Source organism: Komagataeibacter oboediens (assembly GCF_003207815.1).
In the GTDB taxonomy this organism is placed as follows: domain Bacteria; phylum Pseudomonadota; class Alphaproteobacteria; order Acetobacterales; family Acetobacteraceae; genus Komagataeibacter; species Komagataeibacter oboediens.
Genome location: NZ_NKTX01000011.1, coordinates 18,124 through 34,442 on the forward strand (window position 1 = coordinate 18,124; position 16,319 = coordinate 34,442).

17 protein-coding genes and 1 tRNA gene are annotated in these 16,319 nt (G+C 61.4%); 11 read left to right on the forward strand and 7 right to left on the reverse strand.

Annotation, left to right across the window (positions count from 1 at the left end):
* Positions 1–145 precede the first annotated feature (145 nt).
* The 4 genes from CFR80_RS07250 (at position 146) to CFR80_RS07265 (ending at position 2,352) form a co-directional block, all read left to right on the forward strand.
* Entirely contained in the window at positions 146–649 is a 504-nt protein-coding gene (locus tag CFR80_RS07250; RefSeq protein WP_010514666.1) for a type III secretion system chaperone family protein, read from the forward strand.
* Positions 649–1,485, forward strand: coding sequence for a pyrroline-5-carboxylate reductase (gene proC, locus CFR80_RS07255; RefSeq protein ID WP_110507194.1), 837 nt, complete (start codon positions 649–651; stop codon positions 1,483–1,485). The genes CFR80_RS07250 and proC overlap by 1 nt, the downstream gene beginning before the upstream one ends.
* 57 nt (positions 1,486–1,542) lie before the next feature.
* The gene (locus CFR80_RS07260) at positions 1,543–2,184 is read left to right on the forward strand and encodes a TetR family transcriptional regulator (protein WP_029329507.1); all 642 of its coding nucleotides are present in this window, start codon (positions 1,543–1,545) and stop codon (positions 2,182–2,184) included.
* 93 nt (positions 2,185–2,277) lie between these two features.
* Positions 2,278–2,352: transfer RNA gene (locus tag CFR80_RS07265), tRNA-Gln, on the forward strand.
* Between the two features lie 205 nt (positions 2,353–2,557).
* On the opposite strand, the gene CFR80_RS07270 is transcribed toward CFR80_RS07265, so the two are convergent.
* Positions 2,558–3,613 carry an alpha-E domain-containing protein gene (locus tag CFR80_RS07270; RefSeq protein WP_010514662.1) on the reverse strand — a complete coding sequence of 352 codons (1,056 nt, stop codon included), beginning with the start codon at positions 3,611–3,613 and terminating at the stop codon, positions 2,558–2,560.
* The gene (locus CFR80_RS07275; protein ID WP_010514661.1) at positions 3,595–5,061 is read right to left on the reverse strand and encodes a circularly permuted type 2 ATP-grasp protein; all 1,467 of its coding nucleotides are present in this window, start codon (positions 5,059–5,061) and stop codon (positions 3,595–3,597) included. The genes CFR80_RS07270 and CFR80_RS07275 overlap by 19 nt, the downstream gene beginning before the upstream one ends.
* Before the next feature lie 45 nt (positions 5,062–5,106).
* Here CFR80_RS07275 and CFR80_RS18870 point away from each other — a divergent pair, with 45 nt between their 5' ends.
* From CFR80_RS18870 to CFR80_RS07285, 3 genes are read left to right on the forward strand one after another with little or no spacing between them, the layout of a single operon-like run.
* Positions 5,107–5,340, forward strand: coding sequence for a hypothetical protein (locus CFR80_RS18870; protein WP_146221615.1), 234 nt, complete (start codon positions 5,107–5,109; stop codon positions 5,338–5,340).
* A 5-nt stretch (positions 5,341–5,345) separates the two neighbouring features.
* Positions 5,346–6,257 (forward strand): transglutaminase family protein, encoded by a 912-nt coding sequence (locus CFR80_RS07280; protein WP_010514660.1) that lies wholly within the window; start codon positions 5,346–5,348, stop codon positions 6,255–6,257.
* Complete coding sequence (locus CFR80_RS07285; RefSeq protein WP_010514659.1) at positions 6,254–7,330, forward strand: zinc-binding metallopeptidase family protein; 1,077 nt, start codon at positions 6,254–6,256, stop codon at positions 7,328–7,330. Before CFR80_RS07280 ends, CFR80_RS07285 begins: the two co-directional genes overlap by 4 nt.
* A gap of 109 nt (positions 7,331–7,439) precedes the next feature.
* Here CFR80_RS07285 and CFR80_RS07290 read toward each other — a convergent pair whose 3' ends face one another.
* Positions 7,440–8,384: a LysR family transcriptional regulator gene (locus CFR80_RS07290; RefSeq protein ID WP_029329506.1), complete on the reverse strand. Its 945-nt coding sequence runs from the start codon at positions 8,382–8,384 to the stop codon at positions 7,440–7,442.
* 106 nt (positions 8,385–8,490) lie between these two features.
* Here CFR80_RS07290 and CFR80_RS07295 point away from each other — a divergent pair, with 106 nt between their 5' ends.
* Genes CFR80_RS07295 through CFR80_RS07305 form a run of 3 tightly spaced genes read left to right on the forward strand, consistent with a single transcriptional unit; the run spans position 8,491 to position 11,227 of the window.
* Positions 8,491–9,234 (forward strand): (Fe-S)-binding protein, encoded by a 744-nt coding sequence (locus CFR80_RS07295; RefSeq protein ID WP_010514657.1) that lies wholly within the window; start codon positions 8,491–8,493, stop codon positions 9,232–9,234.
* Entirely contained in the window at positions 9,231–10,643 is a 1,413-nt protein-coding gene (locus tag CFR80_RS07300) for a lactate utilization protein B (RefSeq protein ID WP_010514656.1), read from the forward strand. Before CFR80_RS07295 ends, CFR80_RS07300 begins: the two co-directional genes overlap by 4 nt.
* Positions 10,640–11,227 (forward strand): LutC/YkgG family protein, encoded by a 588-nt coding sequence (locus CFR80_RS07305; RefSeq protein WP_010514655.1) that lies wholly within the window; start codon positions 10,640–10,642, stop codon positions 11,225–11,227. The genes CFR80_RS07300 and CFR80_RS07305 overlap by 4 nt, the downstream gene beginning before the upstream one ends.
* Before the next feature lie 56 nt (positions 11,228–11,283).
* On the opposite strand, the gene CFR80_RS07310 is transcribed toward CFR80_RS07305, so the two are convergent.
* The 3 genes from CFR80_RS07310 to CFR80_RS07320 form a co-directional block, all read right to left on the reverse strand.
* On the reverse strand, positions 11,284–11,553 hold the full coding sequence (locus CFR80_RS07310; protein WP_010514654.1) for an HU family DNA-binding protein: 270 nt from the start codon (positions 11,551–11,553) through the stop codon (positions 11,284–11,286).
* A gap of 354 nt (positions 11,554–11,907) precedes the next feature.
* Complete coding sequence (locus tag CFR80_RS07315) at positions 11,908–13,323, reverse strand: hypothetical protein (protein ID WP_110507195.1); 1,416 nt, start codon at positions 13,321–13,323, stop codon at positions 11,908–11,910.
* Positions 13,324–13,490: 167 nt separating this feature from the next.
* Positions 13,491–15,551 carry an NAD(+) synthase gene (locus CFR80_RS07320; RefSeq protein ID WP_010514651.1) on the reverse strand — a complete coding sequence of 687 codons (2,061 nt, stop codon included), beginning with the start codon at positions 15,549–15,551 and terminating at the stop codon, positions 13,491–13,493.
* A 126-nt stretch (positions 15,552–15,677) separates the two neighbouring features.
* On the opposite strand from CFR80_RS07320, the gene CFR80_RS07325 reads away from it, so the two are divergent.
* The gene (locus CFR80_RS07325) at positions 15,678–15,854 is read left to right on the forward strand and encodes a DUF1328 domain-containing protein (RefSeq protein ID WP_010508831.1); all 177 of its coding nucleotides are present in this window, start codon (positions 15,678–15,680) and stop codon (positions 15,852–15,854) included.
* Here the strand turns inward: CFR80_RS07325 and CFR80_RS07330 are convergent.
* Positions 15,808–16,317 (reverse strand): disulfide bond formation protein B, encoded by a 510-nt coding sequence (locus tag CFR80_RS07330; RefSeq protein WP_082071071.1) that lies wholly within the window; start codon positions 16,315–16,317, stop codon positions 15,808–15,810. The two genes, CFR80_RS07325 and CFR80_RS07330, sit on opposite strands and share 47 nt — an antisense overlap.
* Positions 16,318–16,319 lie beyond the last annotated feature (2 nt).

Sequence of the window (16,319 nt, forward strand, 5' to 3'; positions counted from 1 at the left end):
ACGCTTGCAGCGCGTGCCTGCCGGTCATAGGGTAACAGGACGGTCCATGCCCTGATTCCCCGCAACAGGCCACGGACCGGATGCAGAGATACGGAATCCGGGATCATGCCCGGATTTCCTCCACGACGGCTTCGGGGAGTGCCACATGCCAGCTCTGACTGAAACAGCAACCGCACGCAATACGAATCCACTCGATCTGATGGAACGGATCGTGGGCGGATATGACTGGAATTTCGAACGCCGCAGCGATTCGGAAATGGCCGCCGAGGCACCGGGCAAATGGTGCGATTACGGCCTGTTCTTCTGCTGGTCGGAAGAGGTGAACGCCATGCACTTCACCTGCACGTTCGACCTGAAGGTTCCGGCGGAACAGCGCCGCAACCTGTTCGAACTTGTGGCGCTGGCCAATGAACGGTTGTGGATCGGCCATTTCGGCATGGACCTTGACCATGGCACGCCGGTTTTCCGCCATGCCGTCCTGCTGCGCGGGTCCCGGGGCGCATCGGTGGAAAGCCTGGAGGACATGATCGACATCGCGCTGACAGAATGCGAACGTTTTTACCCCGCCTTCCAGTTCGTGCTGTGGGGCGGCAGGAAACCGGCCGAAGCGCTGGAAGCCGCGATGCTTGACTGCGCGGGGATGGCCTGATGTCCGACAGTCTTCCGCCCCTGCTGCTGGTCGGTTGTGGCAAGATGGGGGGGGCCATGCTGGATGGCTGGCTGAAGGAAGGGCTTGCCCCTTCCTTCATCATCGACCGCCACCGGGAATCCGTGCCAGCCCCGCACCACCTCGTGCGCAGCCCTGATGATGTCCCGGCCGATTTCCGGCCGGGCATGATCATACTGGCCACCAAACCGCAGAAAGTGGACAGCGTCCTGCCTGCGGTGGCGCCCTTTGCCGCCCATGCGCCCGTCATATCCGTACTGGCGGGCCGGACGGTCAGAAGCCTGACGGACGCGCTGGCGGCACACCAGCCGCCGGGCAGCCCGGCACCCATCGTCATCCGCACCATGCCCAATACGCCCTGCGCCATCGGGCAGGGCATGACGGTATGCTATGCCCCGCCCGCCGCAACCCCCGCGCAGCGCAGGCTGTGCACGCGCCTGCTGCGCGCGGTGGGGGAAGTCGCCTGGGTCGAGCATGAAGACCAGATCGACATCGTCACCGCCATTTCCGGCAGCGGACCGGCCTATGTCTTCCTGCTGGCCGAACTGATGGAACAGCTGGGCGTGGCTGATGGCCTGCCGCCTGAACTGGCCCGCCAGATCGCGCGCCAGACGGTTGCGGGATCTGGCGCGCTGATGCAGCAGAGCGGCATTGACGCCGCCACCCTGCGCCGCAACGTGACCAGCCCCAACGGCACCACACAAAAGGCGCTGGAGGTGCTGATGGCGGATGATGCATGGCCCGCGACCCTTGCCGCAGCCCTGAAGGCGGGGGCAGAACGGGCACGCGAACTGTCGGGCCCGCAACCCGTTTCATGACCACGTGGTGCTGCGTGGCCTCCACCAATACCCTTAACCCGGAAGATTATGCCCTCCATGGATAACGACCTGTTTGACGCCACCCTTCTCCGCTCAGCGTTGGAACGTGCCGCCTCGCACGGATGGCGACGCATGACGGTCGTTGATGCCGCGCGGGACGCCGGGCTGAGCCTGGAAACCGCCCGCAGGCGCGCGCCATGCAAGGCGATGATCCTGCTGACGCTGGGCCGGCTGGCGGATGAAGCGGCACTGGTGGAGGACGAATCCGAAGGCAGCGTGCGCGAAAAGCTGTTCGACATGCTCATGCGCCGGCTGGATGTGTTCCAGCAGTACCGCGAAGGCGTGCGCAGCGTGCTGCGCGCGGTGCCCATGGACCCGCCGCTGGCCATCCTGCTGGGGGGGGCGACGCTTGAAAGCATGAAATGGATCGCCAACGCGGCGGGACTGGAAACGAACGGTCTGGTCGGCGGCCTGCGCCTGCAGGCCCTGCTGGGCGTATGGACCATGACCCTGCGCGCATGGGACAAGGATGACAGTCAGGACATGGGCACCACCATGGCAGCACTTGATCAGGCGCTGGACCGTGCCGCGCGCGTGATCGGCCTGGCGCCGGCAGCCCCGCAGACGCCCGCGCCCGGCGGTGGCTATGACGCGGGGACCGACCCGTTGGTGGACCTGCCGCTGGAACCATCTTTCTGAATGAACGGGTTCGGGCTGTCCCCCCTTTACGGGACAGCCCTTTAGACATTAGAAGATCACCCTGACGCACGATTCGTGCGGTTGTCGGCTTATTGGGGCGTAGCCAAGTGGTAAGGCAGCGGATTTTGATTCCGCCATGCGGAGGTTCGAACCCTCCCGCCCCAGCCAGTCATTCCTGAAAATCGTATCATATCGCGACCTGCCGTGTGTCAGCGGGCCAGATCGGCCAGTCAGGAAAGGCATATCCCGCAGATCCGGACGATGTTTCTGGCAAGGCTTTTTAAACAAAGCGTCAGGGAACGCCGCCTTTTTGCAAAGAAGGCGGCATCCAGAACCGTTTATCCGTTTCTGATCTCGACGTTATTTCAAAATATCAGTTCTGGACCTGCTCCATCCGGCCCGTACCGGTAGAGTGGATCGAAAGGACGGGCGGCCAGAAGGCATGGGCGATTTCATTCTGGATCTGCCGCAGTTCGCGCTGGATCCAGTCCATGTATTCATGCAGGCCCCGCATGATGATGTCTTCCACTGTCTGTTCCGCCAGTGTTACGCGCAGTTCCTCCACCCGTTCAATGATCGGGGCGCAGTGGCGCAGGCGGTATTCCCCCGCCAGTGATCCCAGCACGCTGTAGACACTGCGCAGGCTGGTGGACAGCGACCGGGGGAAACCGTCATTTTTCAGCAGGAACCCCACGATATTGGCAGGCGTCATCCCTTCGGGCAGGACGCGGCGGAACGCATGATATGCCGCAGCCGAGCGCAGTACGGATGTCCACTGGCTCATGTCGATATCCGACCCGATTCCGACCTCGCTGGGCAGCAGGGTATGGTATTTTATGTCGATCAGCCGCGTGATCTGATCCGCGCGTTCAAGGTTCTTGCCAAGGATATAGAACAGCCACGCCTGATCGCGGTACAGCGTGCCCTCCGTTATGCCAAAATGCGTCTGGCAATCCTGTTTCAGCCGCGTGCACAGGCTGGACAGATAGCCCGCGCCGACGTCATTGGGTCCCAGTTCCATGACCCAGCGCGTAAAGACGTTCAGGTGCATCCACATCTCGGTCGAGATCAGGGGACGCAGCACCCGCGCATTTTCCCGCGCATAACGGGCCATGGACACGATGGAATCCGGATTGTTGGCGTCGATGATGTAAAAAGCCACCACGCTGCGTTCGGTCGCGGTCTCATGATGCTGGAAGAACAGGCCTTCATCCGCGTTGATCCGTATGACGCTGTCCCATCCCGCATCCATGTTGGTGGCGGAAACCGATGTGCTGGTCACCTCGATCAGGCGGGCAAGATTCTCGATACGCTCCATATAGCGCGCCAGCCACATCGTGCTTTCGGCATAGCGCGAAAGCAGGTTGCGCAGCCCCGGCACGACCGGGGCGGGAAAGACCGAAGCCTGTGTCATGATGCCAGCACCCATGTATCCTTTGACCCACCACCCTGCGAGGAATTGACCACCAGCGAACCCTTGCGCAGCGCCACGCGTGACAGGCCACCCGGCAGCACCCACGTATCGCGCCCTGTCACGGCAAAGGGACGCAGGTCCACATGTCGCGCCTCGACCCCCGCGGGGCATAATGTGGGCGAAACCGACAGGCTTATGACCGGCTGGCTTATGTAATTGGCCGGGTTGGCGCGCAGCAGGGCGCGGAATTCATCCAGTTCGGCCTGCGTGGCGTGGGGCCCGATCAGCAGTCCGTACCCACCGGATTCGCCCACCGGCTTGACCACCAGCCGTTCGATGTTGGCCAGGGTGTACTCCAGCCCCTCGCGCTCGGCACAGATATGGGTTTCCACATTGGTCAGGATCGGCTCCTCATCCAGATAATAGCGGATGATGCGCGGCATGTAGGCGTAAACGGCCTTGTCATCCGCAACGCCGGTGCCAATGGCATTGGCCAGCGTCACATTCCCCTGACGATAGGCATCCACCAGTCCCGGCACGCCCAGCATGCTGTCGGGATTGAACACCAGCGGGTCAAGGAAATCGTCATTCAGCCGGCGGTAGATGGAATGGACCGGGCGGGGACCGGCCACGGTGCGCATGTAGACGCGCCCGTCCTCCACCATCAGGTCACGTCCCTCGACCAGCGGGATACCCATTTCACGCGCCAGGAACACATGTTCGAAATACGCGGCGTTATAGATACCCGGCGAAAGCAGGACCACCTGCGGGTTATCCACGCCCGCGGGTGCGACCTCCGCCAGCGCGCGGTGCAGGCGCGGGCCGTATTCATCGACCGGACGGATGTTCAGCCCCCGTGCCAGATCGGGCATGAGGCGCAGCATCATCTGCCGGTCCTCCAGCACGTACGACACGCCTGACGGCGTGCGGGCATTGTCTTCCAGCACCAGGAAACGGCCATCGCGGTCACGCACCAGGTCGGTGCCGTTGATATGCACGTACACCCCGCCGGGCACGTCCAGCCCGACCATGGCCTGACAGTAATTGGCATTGCCCAGCACCAGATCCCGCGGCACCACGCCGTCATTGAGGATATGCCGGTCGTGGTAGATGTCATGCAGGAACAGGTTGATGGCGCGCACGCGCTGCTGCACGCCGCGTTCGACATGATCCCATTCCGCCGCAGTCAGCACGCGGGGAATGACATCGAACGGCAGGACACGGTCGATCGCCTCGCGGTCGGAATAGACGGTAAAGGTAATGCCAAGGCGGTAGAACTGCGCCTCCACCGCGGCGGCCCTGCGCCGCAGTTCCGCCAGGTCGAAACGGGCCAGTCGGTCGCGCACCCGCTGCAGGTCCGGGGGCGGGCTGTCGCCGCGATTGAGCAGTTCACAGAAATAATCCGGAATGTCGTACGTCGCGAACAGCCCGGCGGCCTGTACTGCCGTTTTCATATCATTCATGCCCTACCCCCGCTGGCGTGGAGGTGGATCAGGCGCGAAGGAATCATGTCCGCCCACCTGCAATTTCGTTTCGATCCGTTTCTAGCGGAGCAAGAAAATCGTCTCTTGCCAAGAACGAATCTGCATTCCCCTTCCATTCGCACCCAAATGACTGAAAAATACGATATTGCCGCCACCACCAATCCTGATACCGTAAACAGGCATACAGACACCACGTCCGAACCGCACCATCGCCGGATCACGATGGCAGGCATGCGGGACAGTTTTCCGGGGCTTTAGATTACATGAACGCGCATGCCATGCTGGTCCACCACACACGGTACCGATACGACCGGCCCGTTCACCTCGGCCCGCAGACCGTCCGGCTGCGGCCGGTGGCGGCATGCAGGAATATCCTCTCCCACAGCATGGACATCGCCCCGCAGCCCTGCACGCGCACATGGGGGCTGGATGCGTTTGGCAATCATGCCGCACGCATCACGTTTCCCGAACGTGTCACGCATTTCGACATTACCGTCCGACTTGCCACCGACCAGACGCCCGTCAACCCGTTCCGCTTCACCATGGCCAAGTCGGCATGCCGCTGGCCTGCGGACGGGGCATGCAATGACCCTGCCCTTGGCCCTTACATGCAGGCAGCAGACGAAGCCGGCGCCCCAACCCCGCTACTTGATGCATTCGTGCAGGAATGGCGCGCCCTGCTGCCCTGCCCGACGCTGGACCTGCTGGTGAACCTGACACGGACCATCGCCACGCGCATCACCTACCGCATCCGGACCGAAGCTGGCGTCTGGTCGCCAGAGGATACCCTGCGCAATGCCGCCGGATCATGCCGGGACAGCGCATGGCTGCTGATTGCCGTGCTGCGCCGTCTGGGCTTTGCCGCCCGGTTTGTATCGGGCTACCTGTTCCAGCCGGACCTGAACGCACCGGACCGGCTGGGGTGCGACCTGCATGCCTGGACGCAGGTGCATGTACCCGGCGCAGGATGGATCGGGCTGGATACGACATCGGGGCTACTGGCGACACAGGGACATATCCCGCTTGCCGTCGCCCCCACGCCACAGCAGGCGGCCCCCGTCAGTGGCCTGCTGGACCAGTGCGTCGCCACCTTTGAAGCCATAATGGAAACCGTGCCCATGCCCCCGATCGCGGACATGGCGTCCCAGCCGCACCGGGCGATACACCCCTTATGAAACTGTTTTTCTGCCAGTCATGCCAGCAGGTCCTGTTTTTTGAAAATACGGCCTGCGAACGCTGTGGCCATACGCTGGGTTATGTGCCCGAACGCACCGTGCTGTCCGCGCTGGACGCCATGGGGGACGGGCTATGGCAGCCGCTGGCGACACCGGATGCGCCACCGCGCGCGCTATGTGCCAACAATGCCTACAGCGCATGCAACTGGCTGGTCGAGCCGGGACAGCCATACTGCCTTGCGTGCAGTTTCAACCGCACCATTCCCAACCTGTCGGTACCGGGCAATATCGCGCGGTGGCAGAAGCTCGAGATCGCCAAGCACCGGCTGTTCTACAGCCTGCTGCGGCTCGGGCTGCCACTGCGCAACCGGCGACAGGACCCTGAGGGCGGCCTGGCGTTCGACTTCCTCGACAGCCTGCCCGACGGCCCCCCCGCCATGACCGGGCACACGAATGGCGTCATCACCATTGCCCTGAACGAGACGGACGATGCACGACGCGAACAGATGCGGCTGGAGATGGGGGAATACTACCGCACCCTGCTGGGCCATTTCCGCCATGAAATCGGACATTATTACTGGAATGTCCTGATCCGGGACGCAGGCCCTGACCGCCTGGCCGCCTGCCGGGACGTGTTTGGCGATGACCGGCGCGATTATGCCGACAGCCTGAAGGCACATTACGCCACCCCCACCACCGATACGTGGCGCGGGCAGTATGTCAGCCATTACGCCACGTCCCACCCGTGGGAGGACTTCGCCGAGACATGGGCGCATTACCTGCACATCATCTCGACGCTCGAGACCGCATGGGCCTACGGCATGTCCATTGACGCGTCAGGCGCCCACGCCCCCCCGCTGCGCGCCAGCATACAACGCGATCCCTATACCGAGATGTCCTTTGCCGAAATCACGGATGGCTGGCTGCCCCTGACCTATGCCGCCAACAGCCTCAACCGTTCCATGGGGCTGCCGGATTTCTACCCCTTCGTGCTGGCGCCAGAGATCCTGCGCAAGCTGTCCTTCATCCACGAACTGATCCGCGACAGCCGCGTGGATAATATAACGGCATGATATAAAATAAATTTTCCCGGTATCGCCCTGTTTCACACAGGCAGAGCTTCCTGAACAGAGTCCCACCAGCGACATCCTGCATTTTCGGACCGCGCTGCGGGTCGATACGTCAGACCGTTTCTTCCTCCCCCGTGAGGGGGGCAATGGAAATGGCGCTGTCGTTCATGTCGCGGCAGCATGCCCGCAGGGTGGAAATGAAATTGGCCAGCAGCGGCACATGCTGCCCCGCCCGCATGGCAATGGCCAGTTCCGCACGCGGCGCCTTCGCACCCAGCGAATGATAGGTCACGCCCCCCGAATGGATCTGGTGCAGCGACCGGGGCACGACCGATACCCCAAGCCCCGCGGCCACCAGCGGCACGGTGGACGCGATCTGCGGGGCCTGCTGGCCCATACGTGGCGTGAAACCGGCATTGTGGCAGGCAGACAGGATCGCGTCATGAAACCCCGGCCCCAGTTCTCGCGGGAAGATGATGAAGGGTTCATCCACCAGCATTTCCAGCTCAAGGTGGCGGTGAATGGCAAGCGGGTGCCCCTTGGGCAGGGCCACGACCGTTTCCTCCTCCAGCAGGGGGGACACCAGCAGGCCGGCCCCGTCGGGCACCGGAGGGCGGACAATGGCGATGTCTATGGCTCGGTCATGCAGGCTTTTGCGCAGGGCGGGGGTATTGCTTTCCTCCAGATAGATCGTGACATCGGGCCACAATTCCCGAAAACGCCGTACCGTCAGCGGAATCATCGGCAGTAGCGAGACCGCACCCGCCAGCCCCACGCGGATATGCCCCTTCTCACCCCGCGCCAGCCCCTGTGCCGTAGCCAGGAACTGCTGCTGCATGCCCAGCAGGGCGCGCGCCTGATCCAGCAGGACCAGACCGATATCCGTCAGCCTGACCCCACGCGTCAGGCGCTGGAACAAAAGAACACCCAGTTCATTTTCAAGCTGCTTGATCTGCTGGCTCAAAGGTGGCTGTTCTATGCCTAGCTGCTCTGCAGCACGGGTAAAGCTCCCGTTCTCGGCAACGGCTACAAAATATCGTAAATGCCTTAAATCCATGTTCCATATAAATTATATATGGGAATGTCTTTCAATATATATTTGACGAAATAACATGGCTTGCGCCACGTTTCGCGCCAATCGTGCTGAGGATGAGTATCCCATAATGAAAATTGGCCTGTTCATTCCGTGTTATATCGACGCGTTCTACCCTGAGGCAGGGATTGCCACGCTGGAACTGCTGGAAAAACTGGGACAGGATGTCGAATATCCGCTGGACCAGACCTGCTGTGGCCAGCCCATGGGCAATTCCGGCTGCAATTCGGACGCCGCCGCCGCGGAAGCCCTGTTTGTTCGCAACTTCGCCAAATACGACAAGATCGTCATGCCATCGGGCAGCTGCACGCATCATGTCCGCGACAATTTCGATGCGATTCCACAGACCGACGAAGTCCGCCATGTACGTGAAAACACCTATGAACTGGTGGAATTCCTGCATGACATCCTGAAGGTCGATGCCTTCCCATGGGCGGAATTCAACCACACCGTGGGCCTGCACAACAGCTGCGGCACACTGCGCGCCCTGCGCACGGCCAGCATGTCCGAACTGGGGGAAAAGCCGTTTTCCAAGCCGATGGACCTGCTGTCGAAAGTGAAGGGCATCCGTTTTGTCACCCCCAAGCGGCCCGATGAATGCTGCGGGTTCGGTGGCACCTTTTCCGTCACGGAAGAAGCCGTGTCAGCCAAAATGGGCGTGGACAAGGTGCGTGACCATTATCAGGCGGGCGCGGATTACATCGTCTCGGCCGACTCTTCATGCGTAATGCACCAGCAGGGCTGTGCCGAACGCGCGGGCGTCCCCATCCGCTTCATTCATATCGCGCAGATCCTTAACGGAGCAGCAGAATGAGCAACAAGCCCGTCAACCACGCCCGCGCAGCCGAGCATTTCCTTGAGGATGCGCCCCACCTGCAGTTCCATGACGAACGCCTGTGGGACATGCGCCAGAAGCGTGACGGCCAGATGCATATGCTGCCAGAATGGCAGGATCTGCGTGAAGAGGCGTCCCGCATCAAGGAACATACGCTGTCCCGCCTGCCCGAATATCTGGAGCAGTTCGAGGAAAACGCGAAAAAGAATGGCATTCACGTCCACTGGGCGCGCGATGGGGCGGAACATAACCGCATCGTGGGCGAGATCCTGAAGGCCCATAACGCGCGCAACCTGATCAAGAGCAAGTCCATGGTCACCGAAGAATGTGACATGCGGCCCTATCTTGAAAAACAGGGCGTTACCGTAACCGAGACGGACCTGGGCGAACGCATCCAGCAGCTTGATGACCAACTGCCCAGTCACATCGTGGTGCCGGCAGTGCACAAGCTGACATCAGACGTGGCCAAGATCTTCGCCAAGGATTACCACACCGACCCCAACATCCGTGACCCGCACCTGCTGGCCGAAGCACAGCGCCAGGCGGCCCGCCCCGTGATCCTGCATGCGGATGCGGGCATGACGGGCGGCAATTTCGTGGTGGCGGAAACCGGCACGTTCGTGGTCTGCACCAATGAAGGCAATGCGGACCTGAGCGCGACCGTGCCCAACCTGCACATCGCAACCATCGGGATCGAACGCCTTGTCCCGCGCATGGCCGACCTTGGCGTTTTCATCCGCCTGCTGTCACGCAGCGCACTGGGATCGCCGATCACACAGTACACCACCCATTTCCGTGGCCCGCAGAAGGGGGGCGAAATGCATGTGGTGCTGGTCGATAACGGCCGGTCCGCGCGTCTGGGCATGGAAGATTTCTGGACGTCGCTCAAATGCATCCGCTGTGGCGCCTGCATGAACACCTGCCCGGTGTACCGCCGTTCAGGCGGGCTGTCCTATGGCGCGGTGTATTCCGGCCCGATCGGTGCGATCATCGACCCGACCTTCAACGAGCGCAAATACAGCACGCTTCCCTATGCCTCGACGCTGAACGGAAGCTGCACCAATGTCTGTCCGGTCAAGATCAACATCCACGAACAGCTGTACAAATGGCGCCGCGTACTGGTGCAGCACCATGAAATGCCCTTCGTCAAGCGTGAGATCATGCACATGGCGGGCAAGCTTATGGGTCAGCCCAAGATGTACCGCGCCGCCATCAAGATGACCGAGGTCTCGCTGGGCTCCATGCCGCGCTTCGTGCTGTATAACTGGCTGAACCCGTGGGGCAAGCACCGCGAAAACCCGCATCCGGTCAAGCAGACATTCAATGACTGGTATCGCAAGAACCGCGAGAAGGCCAAGCCTGCCGCCGCATCGGAGACCAAGAAATGAGCGCCGCACGCGACGAGATCCTGCAGGCCCTGCGCAATAACCGTCCCACGCCGGAAAACCATCCGCTGCCGCCGGTCAGGACACTGGGTGATCTGGATGCCAGCCGGGAACGCTTCATCGCCAGCCTGAAGATACTGGGCGGCGATGTGCTGGAGCCGGTTGAAGGCGAAACACTGGATCAGGCCATCATGCGCCGTCACCCGGATGCGAAGGTGATCTGTTCCAATGTGCCGGAAGCGAAGGGCACGCTGCCGGTGGAAAAGGTCAAGACCCCGCAGGACGCGGCGACCATTGACGTGACCGTGGTGCGTGCACCCTTCGGCATTGCGGAAATGGGGTCAATCTTCCTGAGCGAGTCGCAGCTGCCGATCAATTCCTTCGCCCACTTGGGGCAGCACATCGTGGTGGTGCTGTCGCCCGACTCGATTACGGCGAACATGCACACCGCCTATCAGGAACGGCCGGAATTCAAATCCGCCAATTATGGCGTGCTAATGAGCGGCCCGTCCGCCACGGCGGATATTCAGGGCGTGCTGATCCGGGGCGCACAGGGTGTGCGATCCCTTTCGGTCTGGTTTGCCTGAATGTGACAGGCAGCCCTTCGCGCCATTTTCCCGAAATGGCGCGAAGCTGCCGGGTATCAGACAGCTTTCTTCAGGTTGGGACTGGCCTTGAAGCGGACCGTCTTGCCCGCCTTGACCTTCACCGGTTCGCCGGTGCGGGGATTGAGCGCCTTGCGGGCCTTGGTTTTCTTGACCGTAAACGTGCCGAAAGACGGCAGGGTAAAGCCACCCTCACGCTTCAGTTCCTTGACAATCGCCGCGATCAGGTCGGAAGCAGCCTGATTGGCCGCGACACCCGTGCAATCAATCGAATCCTGAATAACTGCTGCAATAAAGGCTTTACTCATCGTAACGGCCTGCTCCTTTCGGGCTAAAAATGAATGTCGTAAGTATCCTGTTCGCGTAACCAGACGGGGTATTGCCGCCCATCCGGGCCGAACGGTCGCGGCTTTTAACCCGATGAATGGGGTTACACCAGCAATTTTTTGTTATCACATAAAAATTCCTGCTGTTGTGGTCAGCAAGAACCGAAGCCTTTGCGAAAACGGTAGTTATATTGGCCCATCTGTGCGATAACAGATTGTTTATATCGAAATCGTATCATTCTGGCTAAAAAAAACTGGTCCTGAAAAAATATTTCCCGCGCCAGACACCCCATCCACATGACAGCAGTATCTGGCGCGGGTTATGGGCCGCCAGCCTCAGCTTTTGAAATTCTGCGCCTTCAGGTCCGTCACGCCGACAAAAGTAATCCGGGTCGCGTCATCCAGGCTTACGGTCGTATTTCCGCCGGCAATGGTGGCGTTGTCCAGCATGGACTGGATGGCACCCGCACTCGCATCATAACCGGACAGCTTGACGGCATTGCCTGCCGACCTGCCAAAGTCCTGAATGATGTCGTTGCCACCATCCTGCCCCTTGATGAAATCGAATTCTGTCGTGCCGTTCCCTGCCTGCAGCAGGTCATTGCCCAGACCGGCCTGCAGGGTGTCAGCACCCTGCCCGCCGATCAGGGTGTCGTTTCCGTTACCCGCCACGGCGTAGAGCGCATTCGTTGACAGCCCGCCATCAAGCGTTTCATTCCCGCCGCTGGCGTAATAGGTGATGTTCCCGGCTGTATTCGCGCTCAGGTCCAGTCCGGCAGTGCCGAAAATGGTGGCGTTGCTTCCGGTTACGGTGTCGGAAATGCCCTTACTGCCATCAATGAATGTCAGTGTGCCCGGCACGCTGACCGAAATCGAACTGGCATCGACATTATCAAGCAGGGTGGAATAGCTGGCCGAAATCGTATCGCTGTCGCCCCCGCTTACGGTCAGGCTGTCATCGCCGTGGATGGTACTGTCGCTGGTGGAATTGATAACAAGGTCATTGCTGCCGTAAATGGTGTCGGACACGCCCCCATCAATGGTTGCGGTATCCTGCGCAGGGGCAGGTTCTTCAAAATAATCATCGGTTGCATAGGTAACGATGCCCGAATTGCTGACATCCTGCACTACGACACCATCAAATACCTGCAACTGTGCATTGCCACCGTCAAACGCCGTCGTCCCACCGGGGGCGTTCCAGTCTCCGGTCACGGTGGGCGTGCCGTCAAAGGCATAGACCGTGTCGGTCCCGCCCATGACATGCATGACATCCTGCCCGCCGCCACTGACGAACTCGGTATTGCCGCCAGCCGCGTAATAATTTACGTCGCCCGATCCGGCGATGAAATCCACCTCGCCCATGTCGCCGTCCACGGCGGTCACAGCCTGGCTGCCACTGTCCAGGACGACGGTGCCATCCAGCGGCGCGGGCGTTGTACTGCCAATCACAACCTTGCTGGCGGTCGTGTCATAATACCCGTCGGACGTGATCTCCTGTGCCGTCCCGCCAATCTGCTGCGCGATCGACCGGTCGATCCCGGCCACGCCCAGCATGCGCAGGGACTGCGCCGGAACGTTGGTGATGTCCCCGCCATAGGCCTGCGTCAATGCGGTGATGTCGGCACCGGGAATGCCGCCGATCAGCGATTGCAGGGCCGCCGCCTCACCCGCCTGCTGCAGTCCCGCTATGACGCTGCTGTCCGGATTGATCCCCAGCGTCTGGCCCGTGGCCCCGGTTACGGTCACACCCATGCATTCCGTTCCTTTTCACGCATTGCGGGAACATGCATGTCTCCCGACGTCGCTACAGATGACCCGCCACCCGCGCCGCCATGATCGTCACGACCGGGAAGGGGATGCTTTCACGACGCTAATTGACAGCAATGGGTTAAGAAATTCGGAATCAGGGTCAAATCGGTTCAGTTTGACGGAACCTGTTTTTCCAGTTCCTCCAGCCATATGCGGGCATTGCCATCAGACGGCGCACGCCAGTCCCCGCGCGGTGACAGTGCGCCCCCGGCAACAACCTTCGGCCCGTTGGGCATGGCCGAACGCTTGAACTGGCTGAAACCAAAGAATCGGTTAAGAAAAACACCCAGCCAGTGACGGATTTCGGGCAGATCATAGCTCCGCTGGCTACCAGCGGGGAAACCCGGCGGCCACGCCCCGACTGCGGCATCACCCCATGCATGCAGTGCCATGAATGCGATTCTGGACGGGCGGAAGCCATACCGCAGCACATGGAACAGGGTAAAATCCTGCAATGCATACGGGCCGATCAGCGATTCCGTGCTCTGCACCGCCTGTCCCGCCGTGGCGGGCACCAGTTCGGGCGAGATTTCGGTGGACAGGATGGCATCCAGCACCGCGCAGGTCCGTGCCTGTTCCTGCCCGCTGGCCATGACCCAGCGGATCAGGTGCTGGATCAGTGTTTTCGGCAGGCCGGAATTGACATTGTAATGCGCCATCTGGTCGCCCACGCCGTAAGTGCACCAGCCCAGCGCCAGTTCCGACAGGTCGCCGGTGCCAATGACGATCCCGCCCGACTGGTTGGCCAGCCGGAACAGGAAATCGGTCCGCAGCCCCGCCTGCACATTTTCGAACGTGACGTCGTACACGTCCTCCCCCGCGGCAAAGGGATGTCCCATCTGTTCCAGCATGAGCCGTGCCGCCGGGCGGATGTCGATTTCACGCGCCTGTATACCCAGTGCCGCCATCAGTTCATGCGCATTGCCACGCGTGTCGCTGCTGGTGCCAAAGCCGGGCATGGTATAGCCCAGCACCGCCTGCCGCCCCAGCCCGCTTTCATCCGCCGCCCGGGCCGCGACCAGCAGCGCATGGGTGGAATCAAGACCACCCGAAACACCAATGACCAGCGTTTTCACCCGTGACGCCAGCAGCCGCCGCTTCAGGGCCGTGACCTGTATGGTAAAGGCTTCGTAACAGTCCTGATCCAGCACCGCAGGGTCACTGGGCACGAAGGGAAAGCGGGGAATGGCGCGCTGCAGGCCGATATTTTCCATGGGCGGGGCCATGGTCAGATCGATCCAGCGCCAGTCCCGCACACCTTCATGCGCCCGGTTGTCGGCAAAGGTGCCCATGCGCAGGCGTTCCTGCCGCAGCAGATCAAGGTCCACATCCGCCGTCAGCGTGACAAGGCCGGATGGAAAACGCGCACTTTGCGCAAGAAGCGTGCCATTTTCAAAAATGGAAGCCTGCCCGTCCCACGCCACGTCGGTGGTTGATTCCCCCTCCCCCGCCGCAGCATACAGATAGGCACAGATACAGCGCGCGGAATGGGACTGGCACAGCAGCGTGCGCGTACGCGCCTTGCCCACCGTGATGTTGGATGCCGACAGGTTGGCAATGACCGTGGCCCCGGCAAGGGCGGCCTGAATGCCCGGCGGCTGGGGCACCCACATGTCTTCACAGATTTCGGCGGCCACCACCAGCCCCGGCACATCGCGGGCACGGAACAGCAGGTCGGTGCCAAACGGCACGTCATGACCACCCAGCGTGACATGGCCGCCCCGCAGCCCCGCACCGGCAGTAAACTGCCGTGCCTCGTAAAACTCGCGGTAATTGGGCAGGTAGGACTTGGGAATGACGCCAGCAATACGCCCGTCATGCAGGGCAATGGCGCAGTTGTACAGCGCATCCCCCCACACGACCGGTGCCCCCACCAGCACCAGCGGCCGCAAGCCCGCCGTCTGCGCTGCAAGCCACGTTATGGCATCGCCCACGCGGTCAAGCAGCACGTCCTGCTGGCGCAGGTCCTCGATGGCATAACCCGACAGGCCCAGTTCAGGAAAAACCGCAACCACGGCCCCTGCATCATGACAGGCACGGATTGCTTCACTGGTGCGGCGCGCGTTTTCCATCGGGTCTGCCAGAACCACCGGCAACGTACATGCCGCCACGCGCGCAAACCCGTGCGTGTACATAGCGTAAAATCCGGCCGTGCTGTCGCGTGCTGTCATATCCTGCCTTCCCGCCCCGAAAACCAAAATCATGCCGCCCGATGAACCGGGTGCCGTCTGGCGCATTGTTATAGAGCGGATGGCATGCCCGCGTCTGTCACAACAACGATCGGAAGGAACCGGATCATGGACCTGTTACGCTGGACCATCACATTCCTTGTCCTGGCCCTGATCGCCGCGGTCTTTGGCTTCGGCGGCATCTCGGACACCTTTGCCTATTTTGGCAAGGTACTCTTTTTTGTCTTCATCGTCCTGTTTATCCTTGGATTGTTTTTCGGCCGCGGCCGCGGAACTTCGCCTTGATCCGCAATCCCCGGCGTACAAGCGGAATCAGCGCAAGGGCATAGATCCCGTCCATCATGGCCATGGACAATGGCACGCCGGGCACAAGATAGGTCGCCGCGTCGCACGGCTTGGCCGGACGGCGCGGCATGGAGGCCAGGCGCTCGGCAAAACTGCCGCCGTGGAATGTGGGTGCACGGCATTCAGGCAGCGGGCTGGCCCACCAGCCCTGTTCCACCCCCACATGCACAACCGACAGCCCGAAGGCGCACAGCAGCACCGGCATGCACAGCCACAGCACACCACGGGCCATGTCGCGCGGCAATATGGTGGCGAATGCCCCCAGCACGATCAGGATACGGTAGGGCCAGCGTTCCCACAGGCACAGCCCGCAGGGGACGTGGCCGAGTGTGTACTGGCTCCACCACGCGACACCAAGTGCGGCAAACCCTGCCAGCACCATCAATAAAGCAGTTGAACGCATGG